Origin of the sequence: Microbispora catharanthi, from assembly GCF_006334915.2 — a bacterium.
Taxonomy (GTDB): Bacteria; Actinomycetota; Actinomycetes; order Streptosporangiales; family Streptosporangiaceae; genus Microbispora; species Microbispora catharanthi.
In genome coordinates this window covers 36,691-55,880 of record NZ_VDMA02000013.1, presented here as the reverse complement: position 1 = coordinate 55,880, position 19,190 = coordinate 36,691, and the positions used below count along the sequence as shown (strand labels likewise).

Annotated in this window: 19 protein-coding genes; 11 read left to right on the top strand and 8 right to left on the bottom strand. The window is 73.1% G+C overall.

The window, feature by feature from the left end; translation table 11 throughout:
- Positions 1 to 3 precede the first annotated feature (3 nt).
- From FH610_RS23625 to FH610_RS23610, 4 genes are all read right to left on the bottom strand, one after another.
- Complete coding sequence (locus tag FH610_RS23625) at positions 4 to 528, bottom strand: DUF6789 family protein (RefSeq protein WP_139576823.1); 525 nt, start codon at positions 526 to 528, stop codon at positions 4 to 6.
- A 110-nt stretch (positions 529 to 638) separates the two neighbouring features.
- The gene (locus FH610_RS23620; protein ID WP_139576822.1) at positions 639 to 1,151 is read right to left on the bottom strand and encodes a nuclear transport factor 2 family protein; all 513 of its coding nucleotides are present in this window, start codon (positions 1,149 to 1,151) and stop codon (positions 639 to 641) included.
- 107 nt (positions 1,152 to 1,258) lie between these two features.
- Positions 1,259 to 2,212, bottom strand: a complete 954-nt coding sequence (locus FH610_RS23615) for a glycosyltransferase (protein ID WP_139576821.1) — start codon at positions 2,210 to 2,212, stop codon at positions 1,259 to 1,261.
- 65 nt (positions 2,213 to 2,277) lie between these two features.
- Entirely contained in the window at positions 2,278 to 2,856 is a 579-nt protein-coding gene (locus FH610_RS23610) for a D-glycero-alpha-D-manno-heptose-1,7-bisphosphate 7-phosphatase (RefSeq protein ID WP_240809144.1), read from the bottom strand.
- A gap of 196 nt (positions 2,857 to 3,052) precedes the next feature.
- On the opposite strand from FH610_RS23610, the gene FH610_RS23605 reads away from it, so the two are divergent.
- From FH610_RS23605 to FH610_RS23565, 9 genes are read left to right on the top strand one after another with little or no spacing between them, the layout of a single operon-like run.
- The gene (locus FH610_RS23605) at positions 3,053 to 4,693 is read left to right on the top strand and encodes a carbamoyltransferase family protein (protein WP_139576820.1); all 1,641 of its coding nucleotides are present in this window, start codon (positions 3,053 to 3,055) and stop codon (positions 4,691 to 4,693) included.
- Positions 4,690 to 5,712 carry a glycosyltransferase family 2 protein gene (locus FH610_RS23600; RefSeq protein ID WP_240809143.1) on the top strand — a complete coding sequence of 341 codons (1,023 nt, stop codon included), beginning with the start codon at positions 4,690 to 4,692 and terminating at the stop codon, positions 5,710 to 5,712. The genes FH610_RS23605 and FH610_RS23600 overlap by 4 nt, the downstream gene beginning before the upstream one ends.
- Complete coding sequence (locus FH610_RS23595; protein WP_139576819.1) at positions 5,709 to 6,749, top strand: glycosyltransferase family 9 protein; 1,041 nt, start codon at positions 5,709 to 5,711, stop codon at positions 6,747 to 6,749. Before FH610_RS23600 ends, FH610_RS23595 begins: the two co-directional genes overlap by 4 nt.
- On the top strand, positions 6,746 to 7,939 hold the full coding sequence (locus FH610_RS23590; protein WP_139576818.1) for a glycosyltransferase: 1,194 nt from the start codon (positions 6,746 to 6,748) through the stop codon (positions 7,937 to 7,939). Before FH610_RS23595 ends, FH610_RS23590 begins: the two co-directional genes overlap by 4 nt.
- 3 nt (positions 7,940 to 7,942) lie before the next feature.
- Positions 7,943 to 8,494, top strand: a complete 552-nt coding sequence (locus tag FH610_RS23585; protein ID WP_030512289.1) for a D-sedoheptulose-7-phosphate isomerase — start codon at positions 7,943 to 7,945, stop codon at positions 8,492 to 8,494.
- Entirely contained in the window at positions 8,491 to 9,873 is a 1,383-nt protein-coding gene (gene rfaE2 / locus FH610_RS23580) for a D-glycero-beta-D-manno-heptose 1-phosphate adenylyltransferase (protein WP_139576817.1), read from the top strand. The genes FH610_RS23585 and rfaE2 overlap by 4 nt, the downstream gene beginning before the upstream one ends.
- A 31-nt stretch (positions 9,874 to 9,904) precedes the next feature.
- Entirely contained in the window at positions 9,905 to 10,585 is a 681-nt protein-coding gene (locus tag FH610_RS23575) for an SDR family oxidoreductase (protein WP_139576816.1), read from the top strand.
- A complete protein-coding gene (locus tag FH610_RS23570) occupies positions 10,576 to 11,523 on the top strand; it encodes a glycosyltransferase family 9 protein (RefSeq protein ID WP_139576815.1) in 948 nt (315 codons plus the stop codon). Before FH610_RS23575 ends, FH610_RS23570 begins: the two co-directional genes overlap by 10 nt.
- The gene (locus tag FH610_RS23565; protein ID WP_139576814.1) at positions 11,520 to 12,479 is read left to right on the top strand and encodes a UDP-glucuronic acid decarboxylase family protein; all 960 of its coding nucleotides are present in this window, start codon (positions 11,520 to 11,522) and stop codon (positions 12,477 to 12,479) included. Before FH610_RS23570 ends, FH610_RS23565 begins: the two co-directional genes overlap by 4 nt.
- Before the next feature lie 64 nt (positions 12,480 to 12,543).
- Here the strand turns inward: FH610_RS23565 and FH610_RS23560 are convergent, their stop codons facing one another.
- Positions 12,544 to 12,999, bottom strand: coding sequence for a MarR family winged helix-turn-helix transcriptional regulator (locus FH610_RS23560; protein ID WP_139576813.1), 456 nt, complete (start codon positions 12,997 to 12,999; stop codon positions 12,544 to 12,546).
- An 89-nt stretch (positions 13,000 to 13,088) separates the two neighbouring features.
- On the opposite strand from FH610_RS23560, the gene FH610_RS23555 reads away from it, so the two are divergent.
- Entirely contained in the window at positions 13,089 to 14,036 is a 948-nt protein-coding gene (locus FH610_RS23555) for a quinone oxidoreductase family protein (RefSeq protein ID WP_139577139.1), read from the top strand.
- Between the two features lie 141 nt (positions 14,037 to 14,177).
- On the opposite strand, the gene FH610_RS23550 is transcribed toward FH610_RS23555, so the two are convergent.
- Positions 14,178 to 16,730, bottom strand: a complete 2,553-nt coding sequence (locus FH610_RS23550; protein WP_139576812.1) for an ATP-binding protein — start codon at positions 16,728 to 16,730, stop codon at positions 14,178 to 14,180.
- Between the two features lie 143 nt (positions 16,731 to 16,873).
- Between FH610_RS23550 and FH610_RS23545 the strand changes: the two genes are divergently transcribed.
- The gene (locus tag FH610_RS23545; RefSeq protein ID WP_139576811.1) at positions 16,874 to 17,479 is read left to right on the top strand and encodes a carboxymuconolactone decarboxylase family protein; all 606 of its coding nucleotides are present in this window, start codon (positions 16,874 to 16,876) and stop codon (positions 17,477 to 17,479) included.
- Between the two features lie 30 nt (positions 17,480 to 17,509).
- Here FH610_RS23545 and FH610_RS23540 read toward each other — a convergent pair whose 3' ends face one another.
- Positions 17,510 to 18,157, bottom strand: a complete 648-nt coding sequence (locus tag FH610_RS23540) for a DUF6461 domain-containing protein (RefSeq protein ID WP_139576810.1) — start codon at positions 18,155 to 18,157, stop codon at positions 17,510 to 17,512.
- A gap of 68 nt (positions 18,158 to 18,225) precedes the next feature.
- Positions 18,226 to 19,152 (bottom strand): MerR family transcriptional regulator, encoded by a 927-nt coding sequence (locus FH610_RS23535; protein ID WP_139576809.1) that lies wholly within the window; start codon positions 19,150 to 19,152, stop codon positions 18,226 to 18,228.
- Positions 19,153 to 19,190 lie beyond the last annotated feature (38 nt).

Genomic DNA, 19,190 nt, shown 5'->3' with positions numbered 1-19,190 from the left:
ACGTCACCGCGCCGGGACCGGCTCGGGGGTGGGCATGACGCGCCGGACCTGCTCGCGAACGCGGGGCGCGAGTTCGGCGGTCAACGGCGCCTTCTCGGTCCGCAGCCGGTTGAGCGCGACGGCGAGCGCGGTGCCCCACAGCAGGTGTCCCGCCAGCAGTGCGGCCTGGCGTCCCGCGTGGTCCTTCGGTGCGGGCGGATACGCGCCGATGCTCGGCGCCAGGCCCTGGTAGCCGAAGTACCACACCAGCAACCCGTACGCCGTGCCGATGGGCACGGGCACCCGCTGTCCGGCCGACAGCAGGCCGAGCAAAGAGCCGGAGGAGGAGCCGAACGCGAAGTGCGCGATCGTCCCGAGCACGTTCTCACCCCTCCTGGGCTTGTCCCGCCCGGAAAGGGTCAGCCGCGCGAACCGCCGCGGCGGCGGCTCCTCCAGCAGGCCGGCCCTGTCCGCCGCCATCAGCATCGCGCTGTACACGGCCGTCGCGAGCGCGCCGCCGACGGCGCCGTTCACCAGGTTGCGCATCATGAGGAGCCTTTTCCCACCCGGACCGGATCACCTGCCCTCGGGGTGCCCCGTTCTCGGTAAACAATCAAGGTCCGCCTCGGCCTGCGCGGATCCGGCAAGGCGGTGTCCTGTCACCGGCCGGCGAGTCTGCGGAGAAGCCGGCGGACGGATCCGGAGCGCGACTCGGCTCGGGTCCCCTGATCGCGTGGATGGACGGGCTCGGTCTGCACGAGCCGGCAGCCCAACGACATGTAAGCCTGCAACTGGTCGTAGTAGATGCGCCCGGTGGCGAACCTGCCGTCATCCACCGTCCACATGCCGCACCCCGTCCAGGAGACGGGGCGGCCGGTGCCGGGGATCTCGGTGCCGTCCGGAAGCAGCATCACTCCCGCCTGGCTCCCCGACGTGACCCATTCGACGGCGACGGTGTCACCGTGGACCAGCATCGTGGTGACCCTGGCCGTCAGGTCGGGCACGGTGGAGAAGAACTGGCCGAAATACCACTCGATCTGTTCGTGCCCCTCGACCATGCCGACGGGGGTCACGATAACGGCATCCGGGTGGAAGCAGTCCAGAAGACGCCTGCTGTCGTGCGCGCAGAGCGCCTCCACGAAAGCGTCATGGATCTCCCGAGGATCGGCCATGGTTCCCCCTCGCCTCCCTGAAGCGTACGTCGGCGGGGAGACCGGCCGGTCTCATCGAGGGGTAAGGCCTTCCCCAGGAAGACGTCAGTAGCGCGGCCGCATGAGAGTCATCCCGGGACGATCGAGCCGAGCAGCTTGTCCCAGTCGGCGAGGAAGCGGTCGAGGCTGTAGCGGGCCAGTGCGGCCGAGCGGGCCGCCTTGCCCGCCTGGACGGCGAGCTCGGGCTCGTTGGCGTACCGGTCGAGCGCCCGCAGCAGCGTCGGCAGCTTGGTCGAGACGACCCCCGCCTCCGGCGGCACCGCCTCCACGGCCTCGGTGGTGGCGAGCGCGACGACCGGCATGCCGATCATCATGGCCTCGATCAGCGACAGTCCGAGCGAGGTCCAGCGGTAGGGGTGCAGGTAGACCCGGCGCCGGGCCAGCTCGGCGTGCATGGCGGCCTGCGGCAGGTCCTCGAACACCTCCATCTCCCTGTCCAGGCCGAGCTTGGACGGCAGGTTCGTCACCTTCATACCGAACACGTCGAGCGGGGCCGTCGCGGCGAACGTGGGCAGCAGGTCGGTGCCCGCCACCCGCCAGCGCCTGATCGGCTCGTTGACGACCACGCCGGCACGGGCCAGCTCGCCCGCGTAGAGGTAGCCGGGGTCGACGACCCCGTGCTCGATGACATGGGTGGAGGCGCGGCCGGAGTCCCAGAACAGGTCGTTGAAGTGGGTGACGTGGACGATCGGGATGTCGTCGCGGTCGGCCAGCGGATGACGGGTCTTGGGCACGTCCCCCGCGGGCGTGTTGTGCTCGACGTAGACGCCGGGCACGTCACGCCCCAGCCATTCGCGGGCCAGGTCGAGCTCGTGCGGCCTCTGGTACACGACCACGTCGACGTCCTCACCCGCCAGCCGGTCGTACGGGACCTCCCGCACGCTGTCGGGCCAGGGGTAGGTGTCGGCCCGGCCCCGCCCGTCGGGACCACGGTCGGGGGTGAGCGGCACCAGATAGTCGTGCCGCCCATGCACGAAAGAGGTGGTCCACGACCCGTGGACATGCCAGACCATGATCTTCATCGCATCGCTCCCCGTCCGTCGTTCTGCCGACCTCGGAACACCGTGCCCTCCCCCCCGCGGGCGCCTCACCCACCTGCCCTGGTCATGCCCTCTTCATCCTCAGCTGTGAGCGGAATTCCCCCGAGCACCAGATCGACCGCCGCGGCGAGGTCGGACGCCACCTCGGGGGCGGCCGCCACCTCCTCCGGCAGGGTCACCGGGGTCGGCACGAGGATGCCCCGGGCGCCGGCGGCGCGGGCCGCCTCCACGTCCCGGCCGATGTCGCCGATCACCACGCAGTCCTCCGGACGGACGCCGAGCCGACGGGCCGCGCGCAGCACGAGACCGGGCGCGGGCTTGCGGCAGTCGCAGCGGTCGCCGTCGTCGTGCCGGCAGATCTCCCACACGTCGAAGGGGCCGAGCAGGGCGTCCACCCGGTCGTTCACGGCGCGCAGGGCCTCCGGGGCGATCAGGCCCTTGGCGACCCCCGACTGATTGGTCACGATCCCGACCGGGATGCTCGCCGCGCGCAGCCGGTCGAGCGCCTCCCGGGCCCCGGCGACGGGCTCCACGCGCTCGGGATCGCTGTTGTAAGGAACGTCGTGAATCAGCGTTCCGTCACGGTCGAAAAGCACCGCGGCGGGCGGACGGGCGGCCTGTGGCACGAGCAACCTCCTGCGCGAATCGCCCGCCGGGCTACCCGGGGGACAGGTCGGCAAACACCGCCACAACTTCGCCCGTGACTACGCAGAGTAGCAGTTATTGAGTGCATCCCCCACTCACGTCGACTTCTCTACAAAGGAGTGTTTAGGAGCGCTTCTCTCGGTAACCAGACCTCCACTGCGCCACGGAGGGAAACCGATGCGGTTCTTGGGGATAAATGCGATTTTTCATGATCCAGCCGCCGCGCTGGTCGTGGATGGTGAGGTGGTCGCCGCAGCGGAGGAGGAGCGCTTCAGCCGGCGCAAGCACGGCAAGCGCCCGGTCCCGTTCTCCTCCTGGGAGCTGCCGGAGCTGGCCGCCGCGTGGTGCCTCGAACAGGCCGGGCTGCGGCCCGAGGACCTCGACGGCGTCGCCTACTCCTACGACCCCGAGCTCGTGGTGCCCGGAGGGCCCGGGCAGGACGAGCGCTGGGAGGACCTGCGCACCACCTACGCACGCCGCGCCCCCAACTTCCTGGCCACCGCGCTGCCCGGGCTCGACGCCGCCCAGGTGCGGTTCGTCCCCCACCACATCGCGCACGCCGCGTCGGCCGGGCTGGCCGCGCCCTACCGCGAGTCGGCGGTGCTGGTGTGCGACGGCCGCGGCGAGGCCGTCTCTCACCTGGCCGGGCACTACCGGGACGGCGAGCTGACCGTCCTGGCGAGCCAGGCGCTGCCGCACTCCCTCGGGCTGATGTACGAGGATCTCACCCAGCACCTCGGCTTCCTCCGGTCGAGCGACGAGTACAAGGTGATGGCCCTCGCCTCCTACGGCGAGCCGCGCTTCCTGCGCGAGATGCGCGAGCTCATCCACCCCACGGGCGACGGCGGCTTCCGGGTCGAGCCGATCGACTGGAGCGTCTACGCCAAGGCGCTCGGCAAGGGTGAGAAGTGGACGGCCGACCACGCCGACCTCGCCGCGAGCGTGCAGGTCCGCCTGGAGGAGGTGCTGCTCGACCTCGCGACGTGGCTGCATGAGCGCACCGGGGCGCGCTACCTCACGATGGCCGGGGGAGTGGCGCTCAACTGCGTGGCCAACACCCGCCTGTTCGCCGAGGGCCCGTTCGAGGAGGTGTGGGTGCAGCCCGCGGCGGGCGATTCCGGCACCGCGCTCGGGGGAGCGCTGCACCTCGCCCAGGCCAACGGCGACCCCGTCACGCCGATGCCCGGCGCCGACCTCGGGCGGGGCTGGACCGACGAGGAGCTCGGCGCCTGGCTCGACGTCGCGCGCGTGCCCTACGAGCGCCCCGCCGACCTCGCCGCGACCGTCGCCGCCGAGCTCGCGGCCGACCGCGTGATCGCGTGGTTCCAGGGACGCGCCGAGTACGGCCCCCGCGCGCTCGGCCGCCGCTCCCTGCTCGCCCACCCCGGCAACCCCCGCAACACCGAGCGGCTCAACGACGTGAAGGGCCGCGAGCAGTTCCGCCCCATCGCCCCGATGGTGCTGGCGGAACGCGCCCCCATGATCTTCGGCAGGGGCCCGATGTCGAGCCCGTACATGCTGTTCGTCCACGACGTGCGGCCGGAGTGGCGCGACCGCATCCCCGCGGTGGTGCACGTCGACGGCACGGCCAGGATCCAGACCGTCGAGCGCGGTCGCGACCCGCTGCTGGCCCGGCTGCTCGAGGAGTTCGAGGCGCGCAGCGGGCTGCCGGTGGTGGTCAACACGAGCCTCAACACGGCCGGCCGCCCGATGGTGGACGACCCCCGCGACGCGCTGGAGTGCTTCGGCTCGGCCCCGGTGGACGTGCTCGTCCTCGGTCCGTACGTCGTGCGCAGGGGGGCGGTGTTCGCCGGATGACGACTGAGATGACCCGGGGAACGAACCCGGCTCCCACCGGGGAGCCGCACCAAGAAACGGGACCGGCCGTCACGGTCGTCATCCCGACGATCGGGCGCCCGAGCCTGGCCGCCACGCTCGCCGCCGTCGGCTCCGGTCCCGAGGTGATCGTGGTGGACGACCGGCGGGAGGCAGACCGGGACCCGCTGCCGGTGCCCGGTCACGTACGCGTGCTCAGGTCGGGCGGGCGCGGCCCGGCCGCCGCGCGCAACGCCGGATGGCGGGCCGCGACGACGCCGTGGGTGGTGTTCCTCGACGACGACGTGGTGCCGGGCCCTGGCTGGGTCCGCGCGCTGACGGACGACCTCGCCCGCCTGCCCGAGAACGTCGGCGGGAGCCAGGGACGGCTGGAGGTGCCGCTGCCGGCGGGCCGCCGCCCGACCGACGCCGAGCGCAACACCGCCGGGCTGGCCGGCGCCGACTGGATCACCGCCGACATGGCCTACCGAAGGACGGCCCTGGAGGCGACCGGCGGATTCGACGAGCGCTTCCCCGGGGCCTACCGGGAGGACGCCGACCTCGCGCTGCGCGTCGAGCAGGCCGGGTTCGCCCTGGTGAAGGGCGAACGCCTGACCCGCCACCCGGTGCGCGACGACGGCTTCTGGTCCAGCGTGCGCTTCCAGCGCGGCAACGCGTCCGACGCGCTCATGCGGCACGTGCACGGCCGCGACTGGCGGGCGGCCATCGGCGGCCACCCGGGCAGGCTCAGGCGGCACGCACTCACCACCGGCATGGGCCTGCTCGCACTCACGCTCGCCGCCACCGGGGGGTGCCGGAGGCGACCGGCCGCCGTCGCGGGACTGGCCTGGCTCGGCCTCACCGCCGAGTTCGCCTGGGCGCGCATCGCCCCGGGCCCGCGTACGCCGGGGGAGATCGCGCGCATGGCCGCGACCAGCGTGGTGATCCCTCCGGTGGCCTGCGCGCACCGGATCAGAGGCGAGGTGAAGGTGCGGACGGGCAAGACGGGGAGGCGCTCGTGATCGGGACCGCTCTGGTGGTGCGGCCCGACAACGCGGGCGACGTGTTGCTCGCGGGGCCCGCCGTGCGCGCCGTCGCCGCCGGGGCGCGGGAGGTCGTGCTGCTCGCCGGGCCGCACGGCAGGGCCGCGGCCGAACTGCTGCCCGGCGTCGACCGCGTTCTGGAGTGGCGCGCCCCCTGGATCGACCCCGACGGGATGCCGATGACCTCCGAGCACGCGGCCCGCCTGGTGGAGCAGGTCCGCGCCGTCGGCCCGGACGTGGCCGTGATCTTCACGTCCTTCCACCAGTCGGCGCTGCCGACGGCCCTGCTGCTGCGGCTGGCCGGAGTGCCGCGGATCGCCGCGATCAGCGAGGACTACCCCGGCTCCCTGCTCGACGTGCGTCACCTCGTGGACGAGCGCGTGGACGTCCCAGAGCCGGAGCGCATGCTCGGCCTCGCCCGCGCCGCCGGCTTCGACCTCCCGCCGGGCGACGACGGGCGGCTCGCCGTGCGCGGTCCGCTGCCGGATGTGGAGCACCTCACCGGCCCGCCCGGCTACGTGGTGGTGCATCCCGGCACGACCGCGCCGGCCAGGGCGTGGCCCGCCGAGCGCTGGGCGGAGGCGGTCGAGGCGCTGCTGGCCGCGGGCGAGCGGGTCGTCGTCACCGGCAGCCCGGGCGAGCGGGCGCTGACCGCGATCGTCTCCGGCCTCGCGCTCGATCTGGGCGGGGCGACCACGTTCGCCGAACTCGCCGCCGTGCTCGCCGGGGCGTCGGCGGTGGTCGCCGCCAACACCGGCCCCGCCCACCTCGCGGCCGCCGTCGGCACGCCCGTTGTCAGCCTGTTCGCGCCGGTCGTGCCCGCCGCCCGCTGGGCGCCGTACGGCGTGCCCACGGTGGTCCTCGGCGACCAGGACGCCCCCTGCCGGGGGAGCAGGGCGAGGATCTGTCCCATTCCCGGTCATCCGTGCCTGACCTCGGTCGGCGGTGAGCAGGTGGTCGACGCGGTGCGCCGCCTCATACCGGCCGAAGAGGCGGTGAAGGAGAGGGTGCCATGAGGATCGCCCTGGTGTCGGAGCACGCCAGCCCGCTGGCGACCCTCGGCGGTGTGGACGCCGGCGGGCAGAACGTGCACGTCGCGGCGCTGGCCGTGGCCCTGGCCGAACGGGGCAACGAGGTCGTCGTGCACACGCGGCGGACCTCCCCCGACCAGCCGGAGGCCGTGCCCATGGCGCCCGGCGTCACCGTCGAGCACGTGCCGGCCGGACCGGCGGAGCCGCTGCCCAAGGACGAACTGCTGCCGCACATGCCCGAGTTCGGGGAGCACCTGGCCCGCAGGTGGAAGGCCGAGCCGCCCGACGTGGCGCACGCGCACTTCTGGATGAGCGGGCTGGCCACGCTGACGGCGGCGGAGCCTCTTCGAATTCCGGTCGTGCAGACCTACCACGCGCTCGGCACCGTGAAGCGGCGCTGGCAGGGCGAAGCCGACACCAGTCCGCCGAGCCGGCTCGCGATCGAGCGCGACATCGGCCGCCGGGCGGTCGCGGTCATCGCGACCTGCTCCGACGAGGTGCGCGAACTCGTCGTGATGGGCGTGCCGCGCGACCGGATCGCGGTCGTGCCGTGCGGCGTCGACCTCGGCCTGTTCCGCGCGGACGGCCCGGCCGCCCCGCGCGGCGACCGGCCCCGGGTGCTGAGCATCGGCCGCATGGTGCCGCGCAAGGGGGTGGACACCGTCGTCCGCGCGATGCGGCAGGTGCCCGGCGCCGAGCTCGTGATCGCCGGCGGCGACCCTGATGACGAGGAGAGCACGCGGCTGCGCACGCTGGCCGACGGCCTCGGCCTCGGCGACCGGGTCCGGCTGATCGGCAGCGTGAGCCGGGCCGAGGTGCCGGCCCTCATGCGCTCCGCGGACGTCCTGGTGACCGTCCCGTGGTATGAGCCGTTCGGCATGGTGCCCCTGGAGGCCCTGGCCTGCGGGGTGCCGGTGGTCGCTTCGGCGGTCGGCGGCCACCTCGACACCGTCGCGGGATGCGGCGTGCTCGTGCCGCCCCGGCGGCCGCGTGCGCTGTCGCGCGCGCTCTGCGATCTGCTGATCCGGCCCGGCCTGCGGGCGGCGTTGTCGGCCGCCGGAGCCCGGCGGGCCCGCGCCCGTTACGGCTGGCCCAGGATCGCCGAGCAGACCGAGTCCGTGTACCGAAACCTGGTCGGCGGGTGCCTGCGCACCCTCGCCGCCGCGGGAGGCTGAGCGATGCATCCTCATCTGGCCCGGCTGAGCACCGCGCTGACGGCGGTGGACCCGGAGACGCCCAAGATCCACGCCTGGGGCTACAAGCTCGCGGCCGTGCTGAGCGGCGGCGGACGGCTGCTCGCCTGCGGCAACGGCGGATCCGCCGCCGAGGCGCAGCACCTGACCGCGGAACTGGTCGGGCGCTACCGAGCCGACCGGCGGCCGTACGCCGCGATCCCGCTGCACGGCGACACCTCGTCCCTGACCGCCATCGGCAACGACTTCGGCATGGCCGAGCTGTACGCGCGGCAGGTGCGGGCGCACGGCCGCCCCGGCGACGTGCTGATGTGCCTGTCGACCAGCGGGACGAGCCGCAACGTGACCGAGGCGGCCGAGGCCGGCCGCGAGTGCGGCCTGACGACCTGGGCGCTGACCGGCCCAGGTCCCAACCCGCTCGCCGAGCTGTGCGACGAGGCCCTGACCGTGCCCGCGGACGACACCGCGACCATCCAGGAGGTGCATCTCACGGTGATCCACATGCTCTGTGACGTGATCGAGAAGGCAGTCGCGTGAGCGGACCACTTGTCATCGTCGGAGACTCCCTGCTCGACGTCGACGTCGAGGGCACCGCCGACCGGCTGGCCCCCGACGCTCCCGTCCCCGTCGTGGAGGAGCAGGCGGAGCACCACCGGCCGGGCGGCGCGGGGCTCGCGGCGCTGCTGGCCGCCCGCGACGGCACGCGGGTGGTGCTGATCACCGCCATGGGCGACGACCCCTCCGGCCGCTGCCTGGAGGGGCTGCTGTCGCCTTCCGTCGAGATCGTGCGGCTGCCGCTGCGCGGCACGACCGTGCGTAAGACGCGGGTCCGCGCCCGCGGGCAGACGCTGGTCAGGATCGACACCGGCGACGGGCGGGCGCTGGGCCGGCCCGGCCAGGTGGCCTCCGCCTCCGCGTTCGCCCGCGCGGCCGACGCCCTCGCCGCGGCGAGCGCGGTCCTGGTCGCCGACTACGGGCGCGGCGTGGCCGACCTGCTGCGTGAGCCGCTGCGCGGCCTCGACGTGCCGCTGGTCTGGGACCCCCATCCCCGCGGGGCGCTGCCCGTGTCGGGATGCGCGCTGGTCACGCCCAGCGAGGCCGAGGCCCGCGGCATGTGCGAGGAGCCGTACGTCTCGCCGGAGCGCACCGCCCGCAGGCTGGTGCGCGACCTCGACGCCGAGGCCGTCGCGATCACACTGGGGGAACGCGGCGCGATGCTGGCCCGCCGCGGCGGCAGGTTCGGGCCGGTCCCCGTCCCGCACGTCGCGTCCGGCACGGACGCCTGCGGCGCGGGCGACCGCTTCGCCGCGGCGGCGGCGCTCGCACTGGCGGACGGCGCGTCCACCGAGGACGCCGTCGCCCGCGCGGTCGGCGAGGCCACCAGGTTCGTGGAGGAGGGCGGGGCCGCCGCGCTGCGCCTGCCGCGCCCTGCCGCCGAGTCGCCGGTGCCGTTCGCGCCCGGCGCGTCCGCCTTCGAGGTGGCCGCCGCCGTACGCGCCGCCGGGGGCCGCCTGATCGCGACCGGCGGGTGTTTCGACCTGCTGCACGCCGGGCATGTGAGCCTGCTGCGGCGGGCCCGGGCGTTAGGCGACGCCCTGGTGGTCTGCGTGAACTCCGACGATTCGATCCGGCGGCTCAAGGGACCGAGCAGGCCGCTGGTGAGCGAGCGTGACCGGGTCGAGGTGCTGCGCGCGCTCGGCTGCGTGGACGCGGTGACGGTCTTCGACGAGGACACGCCGTCGCGGGTCATCGAGCGCCTGTGCCCGGACGTGTGGGTGAAGGGCGGCGACTACGACGAGCGGTCGATGCCGGAGGCCGAGGCCGTACGCCGGGCCGGTGGGGAGGTCGTCATCCTGCCGACCGTGCCCGGCTACTCCACCACCGGCCTGATCGCCGCCGCCCGAGCCGCTTCGTGACATCGGCCGCCTATCGAAGGGATCGACCTCAATGGTGGGAAACGTATTGATCACCGGTGGCGCGTCCGGCCTGGGCCGGGCGACCGCCATGGCGGTCGCCAAGGCGGGCGGACGGCCGTTGGTCGTGGACGTGAACGAGCCGGACGGCGGGTTCGACCATGTGCGGGCCGACCTGGCCGACCGCGAGCAGGCCGAGCGGGCCGTGCGCGAGCTCGCCGACCGGGTGGGCGGGCTCGACGGCGTCGTGACGGCGGCGGGCATCGACGCCTGCGGACGGCTGGAGGACGTGGCCGCCGAGCAGTGGGAACGGGTGATCGGGGTCAACCTGCTCGGGACCGCCGCGGTGGTCCGGGCGGCCCTGCCGTATCTGCGCCAGTCGGGAGGCAAGGTCGTCACCGTCGCCTCCACGCTCGGGGTGCGGGCGCTCGGCGACGCGACGGCCTACTGCGCCTCGAAGTTCGGCGTCGTGGGCTTCACCCGGGCCCTGGCCGCCGAGCTGGCCGGGCAGGTGGGAGTGACCCTGCTGATCCCCGGCGGCATGCAGACGAACTTCTTCAACGACCGCCCCGACCAGTACAAGCCCGGCCCCGACGCCCGGCTGAACCAGCCGGAGGACGTCGCCTCGGCGATCCTGTTCGCGCTCGGCCAGCCGCGGGGCTGCGAGGTCAGGGAGCTGGTCGTGTGCGCCTCCACGGAGACGTCATGGCCCTAGAAGATCCGCGAAGACCGGTCCTGCTCGCCCTGCGCGGGCTCGGGCTCGGCGACCTGCTGACCTCGGTGCCCGCGCTGCGGGCGCTGCGGCGGGCGCACCCGGAGCACCACTTCGTGCTGGCCACCCCGGCCTACCTCGGCGGGCTGCTGCCGCTGATCGGCGGCGTCGACGAGCTGCTCGACGTGTCCGGCCCTGGGCCGGTGCCGTACGAGTCGCCGGACGTCGCGGTCAACCTGCACGGCAGCGGCCCGGAGAGCATCCAGGCATTGCGCCGCACCCGGCCGGGCCGTCTGCTCACGCACGCCCACGACCTGGTGCCGGGCCCGGACGGGCCGCCCTGGGAGCCGGAGACGCACGAGAGACGGCGGTGGTGCTCCCTGCTGGAGTGGTACGGGATTCCGGCCGACCCGGAGGACCTCGCATTGGGCGACCCGGGGCCGAGCCCGCTCGCCGGCGGTGAGGTGATCATCCACCCGGGGGCGGCGTTCCGGGCACGGCAGTGGCCGCCGGACCGCTTCGCCCAGGTGGCGGCGGAACTGGCCGGCCAGGGCCACCGGGTCGTCGTCACCGGCGGCGTGACCGAGATCGCGCTCGCCCGGCACGTCGCCGCGCTCGCCGGCCTGCCGGAGGAGTCCGTGCTGGCCGGCCGTACGAACCTGCCCGAGCTCGCCGCGCTGACGGCGCACGCGGCGCTCGTCGTCTGCGGCGACACGGGCATGTCGCACCTGGCCACCGCCGTCGGCACGCCCTCGGTCATCCTGTACGGCCCGGTGCCGCCCGCGCTGTGGGGGCCGCCGCCGGGCCGCCCGCACATCGCGCTGTGGGCCGGACGCAGGGGTGACCCGCACGGCGACCGGCCGTCGGAGGGGCTGCTCGAAATCGGGGTGCCCGAGGTGCTCGACGCCGTCAGAAGGTTGCGAGGGGTGGGAGTGCGGTGAAGGGATCCCGTGTCGTGGTCACCGGGGGAGCCGGGTTCCTCGGCTCCTACCTGTGCGAACGGTTGGTGGAGCGTGGTGCGGCGGTCGTCTGCCTGGACAACTTCCTCACCGGGTCGCCGCGCAACGTGGAGCATCTGATCGGGAGGCCGGCGTTCCGGCTCGTGGAGTGCGACCTCACCGGGTTCGTCCACGTGCCGGGCCAGGTCGACCTGGTGCTGCACTTCGCCTCGGCCGCGTCCCCCGCCGACTACCTGCGCCATCCGATCGAGACGCTGAAGGTCGGCAGCATGGGGACGCTGCACGCCCTCGGCCTCGCCGCCGAGAAGGGCGCGCGGTTCGTCCTCGCCTCCACCAGCGAGGTGTACGGCGACCCGCTGGAACACCCGCAGAAGGAGACGTACTGGGGCAACGTCAACCCGGTCGGGCCGCGCAGCGTATACGACGAGGCCAAGCGGTTCGCCGAGTCGCTGACCACGGCCTACCGCAACTCGCGCGGCGCCGACACGGCGATCGTGCGGATCTTCAACACGTACGGCCCGCGGATGCGGCCCCACGACGGCCGGGCGATCCCCACGTTCATCCGTCAGGCGCTGCTGGGCGAGCCGATCACCGTGACCGGCGACGGCGGCCAGACGCGCTCGATCTGCTACGTGGACGACACGATCGACGGCGTGCTCGCGCTCGCGGAGAGCGACTTCGCCGGGCCGGTGAACATCGGCAACCCGGCCGAGATGTCGATGGCGGAGCTGGCGGAGACGATCCGCGGCCTGGCGGGCTCGTCCTCCCCGATCCGGTTCGTCGAGCGGCCGGTGGACGACCCCGCCGTCCGCCGTCCCGACACCTCGCTCGCCGAGGAGCGGCTCGGCTGGCGTCCGCGCGTCGACCCCGTCACCGGCCTGCGCCGCACCATCGACTGGTTCGAGAAGGAGCTCACCTCCTACTCCGTCGCCTCCTGACCCTCGCCGTCCACCGGGCGCGCCTGCGGCTCCGCCCCGCCGCAGGCGGGTCCGGCGTCCGCTCTCAGGTGGAATGGGCGGCGGGTGTCTGCTCGACCAGGGTGGCGGTGGCGCGGTCGAGGAATTCGCAGAACAGCCGGTGCTCGTCGGCGGTGAATCGGTCGGTCAGAGCGCGTTCGAGCACGATGACCTCCTGGTAGGCGCGGTCGAGCAGGTCACGGCCGCCCGGAGTGAGGGTGGCGATCAGGACTTTGGCGTGCACAGGGGACGGCTGCCGGTCGATGAGGCCTTTGTTCTGCATCCCCGTCAAGACGGTGGCCATGCTCTGCTGGGTGACTCCGCACGCGCGGGCCAGTTGGGCACCTGACATGCCGTCGTCGCGAGACAGGGTCAGCAGCACCATGTACTGGGTCATGGTCAGCCCATAACCGCGCAGCACCCCCTCGTGGTGGGCCATGAGCGCCTGCTCGGCTCGGCGGATGCGGGTGCACACGTACTCCTCAATGGGCACTTCAGGCATGTCTCAATTCCCTAAGTTGACTCAGCATCCTGATACTGCTTAGGCTTCTCAGTATCAGGATACTGAGTCGACACAGAAGGTTGTACGCCATGAAGGCTGTTGTTCTGGGCGCCGACGACCAGCTCCGGATCGCGGAGAGGGCCGAGCCCGCGGCCGGGCCGGGCGAGGTCGCGATCAGGGTCGCCTACGCGGGGGTGCAGTACGGCGACGTGCTGGTGCGTGCGGGGCACTTCCCGATTCCGCGCCCATTCGTGCCCGGCTTCGAGGCGGCGGGTGAGATCGTCGCCGTGGGGGAGGACGTCGACGAGGCCCGTATCGGCGAGCAGGTGACCGCGCTGATCGGCGGGGGCGGTTACGCCGAGGTCGTGACCGCGCCGGCGGTGCTCGCGATCAACGCCGCCGGGGTCGGCATCCGTGATGCCGCCGCTTTCGGGTGGGTAGCCCCGACCGCCTACGACCTGATCAACAGTGTCGCCGGGGTATCGCGCGGGGACAGTGTGCTGATCCATGCCGCCGCCGGTGGTGTGGGCTCCCTGGCCGGGCAGTTCGCCGCCGCCGCGGGCGCGGACCGGATCGTCGGGGTGGTCGGCGATGCCGGTCGGGTCGATTACGCACGCCGGTTCGGTTATCACGAGGTGCTGGTGCGCGACCAGTTTCCGGATGCCCTCGGTGACGAGACGTTCGACGTGATCCTCGATCCGGTCGGCGGCGCCACGCGGGTCGCGAACCTGGCACGTCTGGCGCCGCATGGCCGGATCGTGGTCTACGGCAACATCGCCACCTTCGAGCCGGTCACCGTGTCGGCCAACGATCTGCTGACGCACGGCCAGTCGCTGATGACCTACAACAGCAACCTGGCCAGCCAGACCCGCCCGCAGAAGCTGGCCGACAGCGCCGCTCGCGCCATGGCCCTGATCGCCGACGGGTCGGTGCGCCTCGACGTCACCGCCGAATACACCCTCGCCGATGTGGAGAACGCGATAGCGGACCTGGCCGGCGGAGTGACCCGCGGCAAGAGCATCATCCGCGTCGGCTGAAGCCCGGTCGCCGATGTTCGTCACGTTGGCCTCGGCCCTTTTCCGCATACTTGGCCGTCGCTTAGCCGCTCCGCTCAGGTAGTGCTCCCTCCCCTGGGCAACGCGCACGTGTGAGCGGCGTCACGACATCATGAGGAGAGCTCAGGGGACGGCGGGCCGGGATTCCTCGTCCACGGGCGCGAGCCGCAGCGCCGCCGTCGCCGACAGGCGCTCCCCTTGAGCGTGGGCGCCGTCGAAGGACCCGGCGCCAAGGACCCGTACGAGGGTGTGGCGCAGCTCCTGGTCAGGCGGCTGCGGGGGGCGCAGGTGCGCGCCGGCCGCCTCACGCACGCTGTGCGCCGTGCCGAGAAGCACGGCCGCGCTGCGGGGGCGCTGCTGCGCGGCGTACACGGCCGCCAGCGCCTCGAGCGCCGATACGAGCACGAACGACTGGCCGGCGAGCGCGATGGCTTCGACGCTGGCGCGTAAAAGTTCTTCGGCCCGGGCCGGCTCCTGCTTCTCGTAGGCCCGCTGACCGAGCATGTGCAGCGCGCGGCCCGTGCAGCGGCGGTCGCCGAGCCGGCGCAGGGTGGGCAGGCACTCGCTCATAAGCTCGGCGGCCCGGTCGTGGTCGCCGCGCAGCCACGCCAACTGCCCGAAGCCGACCGTCGCGTGCGCCATGTCCGCCTCGCTGCCGGCGGCCTCGGCCAACGCGCGGCTCTCGGTGAGCCATCCGTGCACCTCGTCGTCGGCGATGCCTGCGGATATCGACCGTTGCGCCATGAGGTACAAGGTGTTGGCCGCGCATATCTGATCGCCGGCCCTGCGGAAGAACGCCGCGCTGTCTCGTCCCCACTGGAGCGCCCGGCTCAGGTCGGCGGTGGTGACCGCGAGGCCCTGCATCGTCAGCGCGCCGTCCCACGGATGCTCGTCGCCGAACCCGGCAAGCGCCTCCTGCAACGCCGGGGCGACCAGCTCCGGCCGGATCCAGGTCGCGCTCATTCCGACCGCGCGTGCCGCTCTGGCGCGGGCGAGATCGTCGAGGCCGGCGGCCAGGCTCGCCGCCTTGCGGGCCAGGTCGAACGCGGCGCGAGCGTCCCGGGAGTCCAGGACCAGGCAGGCCTCGGTGAGCCCGGCGACGACGGCGGGCGTGGCGGGCGGGTCGGCGACGGTCAGCGCCTGCCGAATCCACTTGTGGGCTTCGCGGCGCCGACCGGTGACGTCCCAGAACCGCTGCAGCGCGGCGATCATCCGCCAGGCGGACTCGACGTCGCCGGTGCTGATGCCGTGTGCCAGCGCGGCGTGCAGATTCGGCTGCTCCGTGGTCATACGGTCGAGCCAGACGCGCTGGTCCGAGGTGCGTAATCGCTCGGCCGCCCGTTCCGCGAAGGCGAGATAGTGGGCGGCGTGACGGCGCCTGGCGGCCGGCTCACCACCCGAGTCGGCCAGCCGCTGGGCGGCGTACGCCCGGATCGTCTCGAGCAGCCGGTAGCGCCCGGTGCCGCGCCCCACAGTGGAGACGAGCGACTTGTCCACCAGCCTGGGCAGCAACGTGATCACGGCTTCGCCGGCGAGATCCTCGCCCTCGCATGCGGACACGATGGCCGCCAGGTCGAAGTCGGCGGGGAACACGCCGAGCCGATCGAACAAGGCTCGCTCGCCGTCGTCCAGCAACTGGTAGCTCCAGTCGATGGTGCTGCGCAGGGCGCGGTGCCGCGGCGGGGCCGTACGGACTCCGGCGGACAGCAGTTCGAAGCGCTGGTCGAGGTGCTCCACGAGTTCGGCCGGCCCGAAGGTGCGCAGCCGCGACGCGGCCAGTTCGATGGCCAGCGGCAGCCCGTCGAGGCGCCGGCACAGCGCCGCGACGGCCGGGGCGACGGCGTCGGTGAGGGCGAAGCCGGGCGATGCGGCCGTCGCACGGTCGACGAACAGGCGTACGGCGTCGTAGGGCGCGATGCTCTCGGCTCGCTCGGACGCGTGCGGAGCGGGCAGGTGCAGCGGCTGCACCTGGTAGGCGACCTCGCCGGGGATGCCGAGCGGTTCGCGGCTGGTGGCGAGCACCCGCAGCGCGCCGCCGGCGCCGAGCAGGTCGGCGACGATCTCGGCGGCCTCCGCGACGACGTGCTCGCAGTTGTCGGCGAGCAGCAGACAGCCCGAACCCGCGGCGACCTCCCGCAGGATGTCGCGTAGCGGCCATCCCGGCTCCGGCACGACGCCCAGCGCCCGCGCGAAGGTGTCGCCGGCCGACTCCGGCGCCACCGGAGCGAGGTCGGCCAGCCGGACGCCGCCGGGGAACCGGTCGGCGGGGGCCGTGGCCCATGCGGATTCCGCTACGTGCAGCGCGAGCCGCGTCTTGCCCACACCACCCGGGCCGATGAGCGTGACGAGGCGATGGGTGCCGAGCAGTGCGACGAGTTCGTTCGTCTCGTCCACCCGGCCGATGAGGCTGGTCAGGGGCGCGGGGAGAGCGGCGCCGGCGCGGGCGGCACGTCGCAGCCGCGCACCCGTCTCGGCCAGCGCCGCCCGATCCGCGGCGCCGAGCTTGCGCAGCAGGGCGGCGATGTGGCTCTCCACGGTGCGCACCGAGACGTGCAGCCGCTCGGCGATCTCGCGGTTACGCAGCCGTTCGGCGACCGCCCAGAGAATCTCGGCCTCGCGTCCGGTGACCCCGGCGCGAGCCAGCCGATCCGGCAGGCCGTCCCCTTGGTGCGTCATGCACGCATTGTCCTTCGGCACGGGCACCGGCGACACGGAGACCGCGTCCGTACGAGGATCCGTGCATCGCACGGATGAGCCGGGGCCGGAGAACCGCGACGCTGGCCTTGCAAGCGAGCCGGCGACCCGTGAAAAAAGAGACCATGGACAGAATCGGTTTTCTCGGCATCCCCGACGTCACCGCCGAGGCCCAGCAGATCTTCGACGAGGACGTCGCCGAGGTGGGTTACGTGATGAGCGTCTCACGCCTGTGGGCCTATCAGCCGGCGACGGTGACCGGGCTGTTCGCCCTGCTGCGGCAGGTGAACGCCGGGGACCGCCTCAGCCCGCGTCAGCGCTCCGTCCTCGTCGCCGCGTTCGCGTCGGCGTTCGGCGATTCCTACTGCTCGCTCATGTGGGGAAACAGGCTGGCGCAGGCGGCCGGCGCGGAGACCGCCGCAGGGGTTCTGAAGGGCGTCGACGACGGCCTGGACGACAGTGAGCAGGCCATGGCCGCGTGGGCCCGTAAGGTGGCGCGCGACCCCAACGGCACCACCGAGGCGGATGTGCAGGAGCTGCGCGACGCCGGATTCGACGATTCGCAGATCTTCACGATCACTGCGTTCGTGGCACTCCGTCTGGCCTTCTCGACGGTCAACGACGCGCTCGGCCTGCGCCCCGACGCTCCTCTTCGCTCCACCGTGCCCGCTGTCGTGCGCGACGCGGTCACGTTCGGCCGTCCGATCGACGACGTCGAAGACGAGGCGTAGCCGACGGAGCCCCCTGGGGATGCGCGCCGCCTATGCGGAGCGTCCTCGGAGGAGAGGTTCCGGGGCCACGGGCCAGCGGAAGGTGACGTACGGATGGGCTTCGGTGAGCCACTCGCCGGTCAGCCGCACCCCGGTCACCAGCTCCACCACGGTCATCGCGGCGGCCTGCCAGTCGTCCTCGTCCCCGGCGAGCAGTCCGGTCATGGCACGCAGCTCCGGCTCGAGCACCGCGAAGTCGTCGCCGCTCCATTCGTCCCAGAACATCGCGTCGAGGTTTACGAGGACCCGTCCGTCGGCCGCGTAGCTCAGCCTGTTGTTACCTTCGACGTTCCAGTAGATGCCGCACACCCGGCCGTCACGGCTGAGCCGCCGCAGAACCTCGGGCAGGCTTCCCAGGAACCCGTTGTTCTCGAACAGCACCACGGCTGAGCCCGCCGGCGCCACCGACATCGGATGAACCCCGTCGTAGTGGGGAAGCGCCTCCAGCGGGGCGGTCTCGTGCGCTTCGTGCGGGGTTCCGCCGCTTACCCGGGCTCCGACGTCCGCGACGGAGATCGACCGATGGTCGTGCGGAACGACGACCGTCCAGCACATGGCCACCTCCAGCCACGGTTCCTCCCGCAGCAGCTTCAGGTAGTGGGAGAAGATTTCGGCGGGGGCAGGGCGGTCGTCGTTCAAGGGACACTCCGGAGCAGGGGGCGGATCCGTCGGCGTGATCGTGCCAGAAGGTGCCGACAGATGGTCCGTCACCGGTCGGAACGGGCTCTCAGCGCGTCGATGAACCAGGTGAGGGCCGGGGTCAGCGGGTCCGGGGGCGGCCAGCCGTTGACCACCGCGAGCAGCCGGAGGTACGACTCCCTGCGCGGGTCGTTCGCGGTCTCCAGCAGGGTGAGCAGCCGGCGCCGAAGGGTGGCGTCGTCCGGGTGGCCGACCAGGTCGGCATACCGTGCGGTCACGGCGGCGACGATCGCGCCGGCCTGAGGTGAGGCGCTGCCGACGCCCGCGGCGAGCGCGGGGGCGACGTGGTCGCGGACCATCGCCACCGCGTCCGGGCGCGGGCCCTCTCCCCGGGCGCGGTCGGCCAGGTGCTGCTCGGCGACGCGCCGCATGAGCGCGCCGAACTCCGGGTCGGCGGCCAGCTCGGCCAGCTCGATCCACGCCTCGACCTGCTCGTCCTCGGGGTCGTCGGGCAACTCGGGGGTCATCGTGCGCCTGATTCCCGTCAGGTCGGCGTCCAGGCCGCCGAAGGCGGCGTCGAGGAAGCCGCCGACCAGGCGCCGGCGCTCGTCCTCGGAAAGCCTGGCGAGTCTGTGCATGAGATCCATCTCCTCGGGGGTAGAGCCGCGCCGCGCCACCGCCGTCGCCACCGCGCGCCGCAGGCGCAGCACCCGGATCTGCGTCGCCAGCGCCTCGGCGTGCGCCGCCGCGACCTGAGCGAGCGTGGTCTCCCGGTCCAGGACTTCGCGGATCGTGGGGAGGTCGATCCCCAGGTCGCGCAGCGTCCGTACGAGCTCCAGCCGGGCGACGGCGTCGTTGTCGTAGAGGCGGTAGCCGGCCGGACTGCGGCCGGTGGGCGGCACGATCCCGCAGTCGGAGTAGAACCGGATGGCCTTGACCGTCAATCCGGTCCGCCGGGCCAGCTCACCGATCGCGTAGAGCGCGTCGCCGTCCATGCCCCCACCCTCGCGCCTCCCCCTACTGGAGACTCAAC

What these genes read in the sequence shown, in the direction of transcription:
- FH610_RS23550 (WP_139576812.1), bottom strand. Translation starts at nt 16,730, where the DNA reads ATGACGCACCAAGGGGACGGCCTGCCGGATCGGCTGGCTCGCGCCGGG.
- FH610_RS23605 (WP_139576820.1), top strand. Translation starts at nt 3,053, where the DNA reads ATGCGGTTCTTGGGGATAAATGCGATTTTTCATGATCCAGCCGCCGCG.
- FH610_RS23570 (WP_139576815.1), top strand. Translation starts at nt 10,576, where the DNA reads ATGGCCCTAGAAGATCCGCGAAGACCGGTCCTGCTCGCCCTGCGCGGG.
- FH610_RS23555 (WP_139577139.1), top strand. Translation starts at nt 13,089, where the DNA reads ATGAAGGCTGTTGTTCTGGGCGCCGACGACCAGCTCCGGATCGCGGAG.
- FH610_RS23615 (WP_139576821.1), bottom strand. Translation starts at nt 2,212, where the DNA reads ATGAAGATCATGGTCTGGCATGTCCACGGGTCGTGGACCACCTCTTTC.
- FH610_RS23590 (WP_139576818.1), top strand. Translation starts at nt 6,746, where the DNA reads ATGAGGATCGCCCTGGTGTCGGAGCACGCCAGCCCGCTGGCGACCCTC.
- FH610_RS23575 (WP_139576816.1), top strand. Translation starts at nt 9,905, where the DNA reads ATGGTGGGAAACGTATTGATCACCGGTGGCGCGTCCGGCCTGGGCCGG.
- FH610_RS23600 (WP_240809143.1), top strand. Translation starts at nt 4,690, where the DNA reads ATGACGACTGAGATGACCCGGGGAACGAACCCGGCTCCCACCGGGGAG.
- FH610_RS23620 (WP_139576822.1), bottom strand. Translation starts at nt 1,151, where the DNA reads ATGGCCGATCCTCGGGAGATCCATGACGCTTTCGTGGAGGCGCTCTGC.
- FH610_RS23545 (WP_139576811.1), top strand. Translation starts at nt 16,874, where the DNA reads ATGGACAGAATCGGTTTTCTCGGCATCCCCGACGTCACCGCCGAGGCC.
- FH610_RS23560 (WP_139576813.1), bottom strand. Translation starts at nt 12,999, where the DNA reads ATGCCTGAAGTGCCCATTGAGGAGTACGTGTGCACCCGCATCCGCCGA.
- FH610_RS23535 (WP_139576809.1), bottom strand. Translation starts at nt 19,152, where the DNA reads ATGGACGGCGACGCGCTCTACGCGATCGGTGAGCTGGCCCGGCGGACC.
- FH610_RS23585 (WP_030512289.1), top strand. Translation starts at nt 7,943, where the DNA reads ATGCATCCTCATCTGGCCCGGCTGAGCACCGCGCTGACGGCGGTGGAC.
- FH610_RS23625 (WP_139576823.1), bottom strand. Translation starts at nt 528, where the DNA reads ATGATGCGCAACCTGGTGAACGGCGCCGTCGGCGGCGCGCTCGCGACG.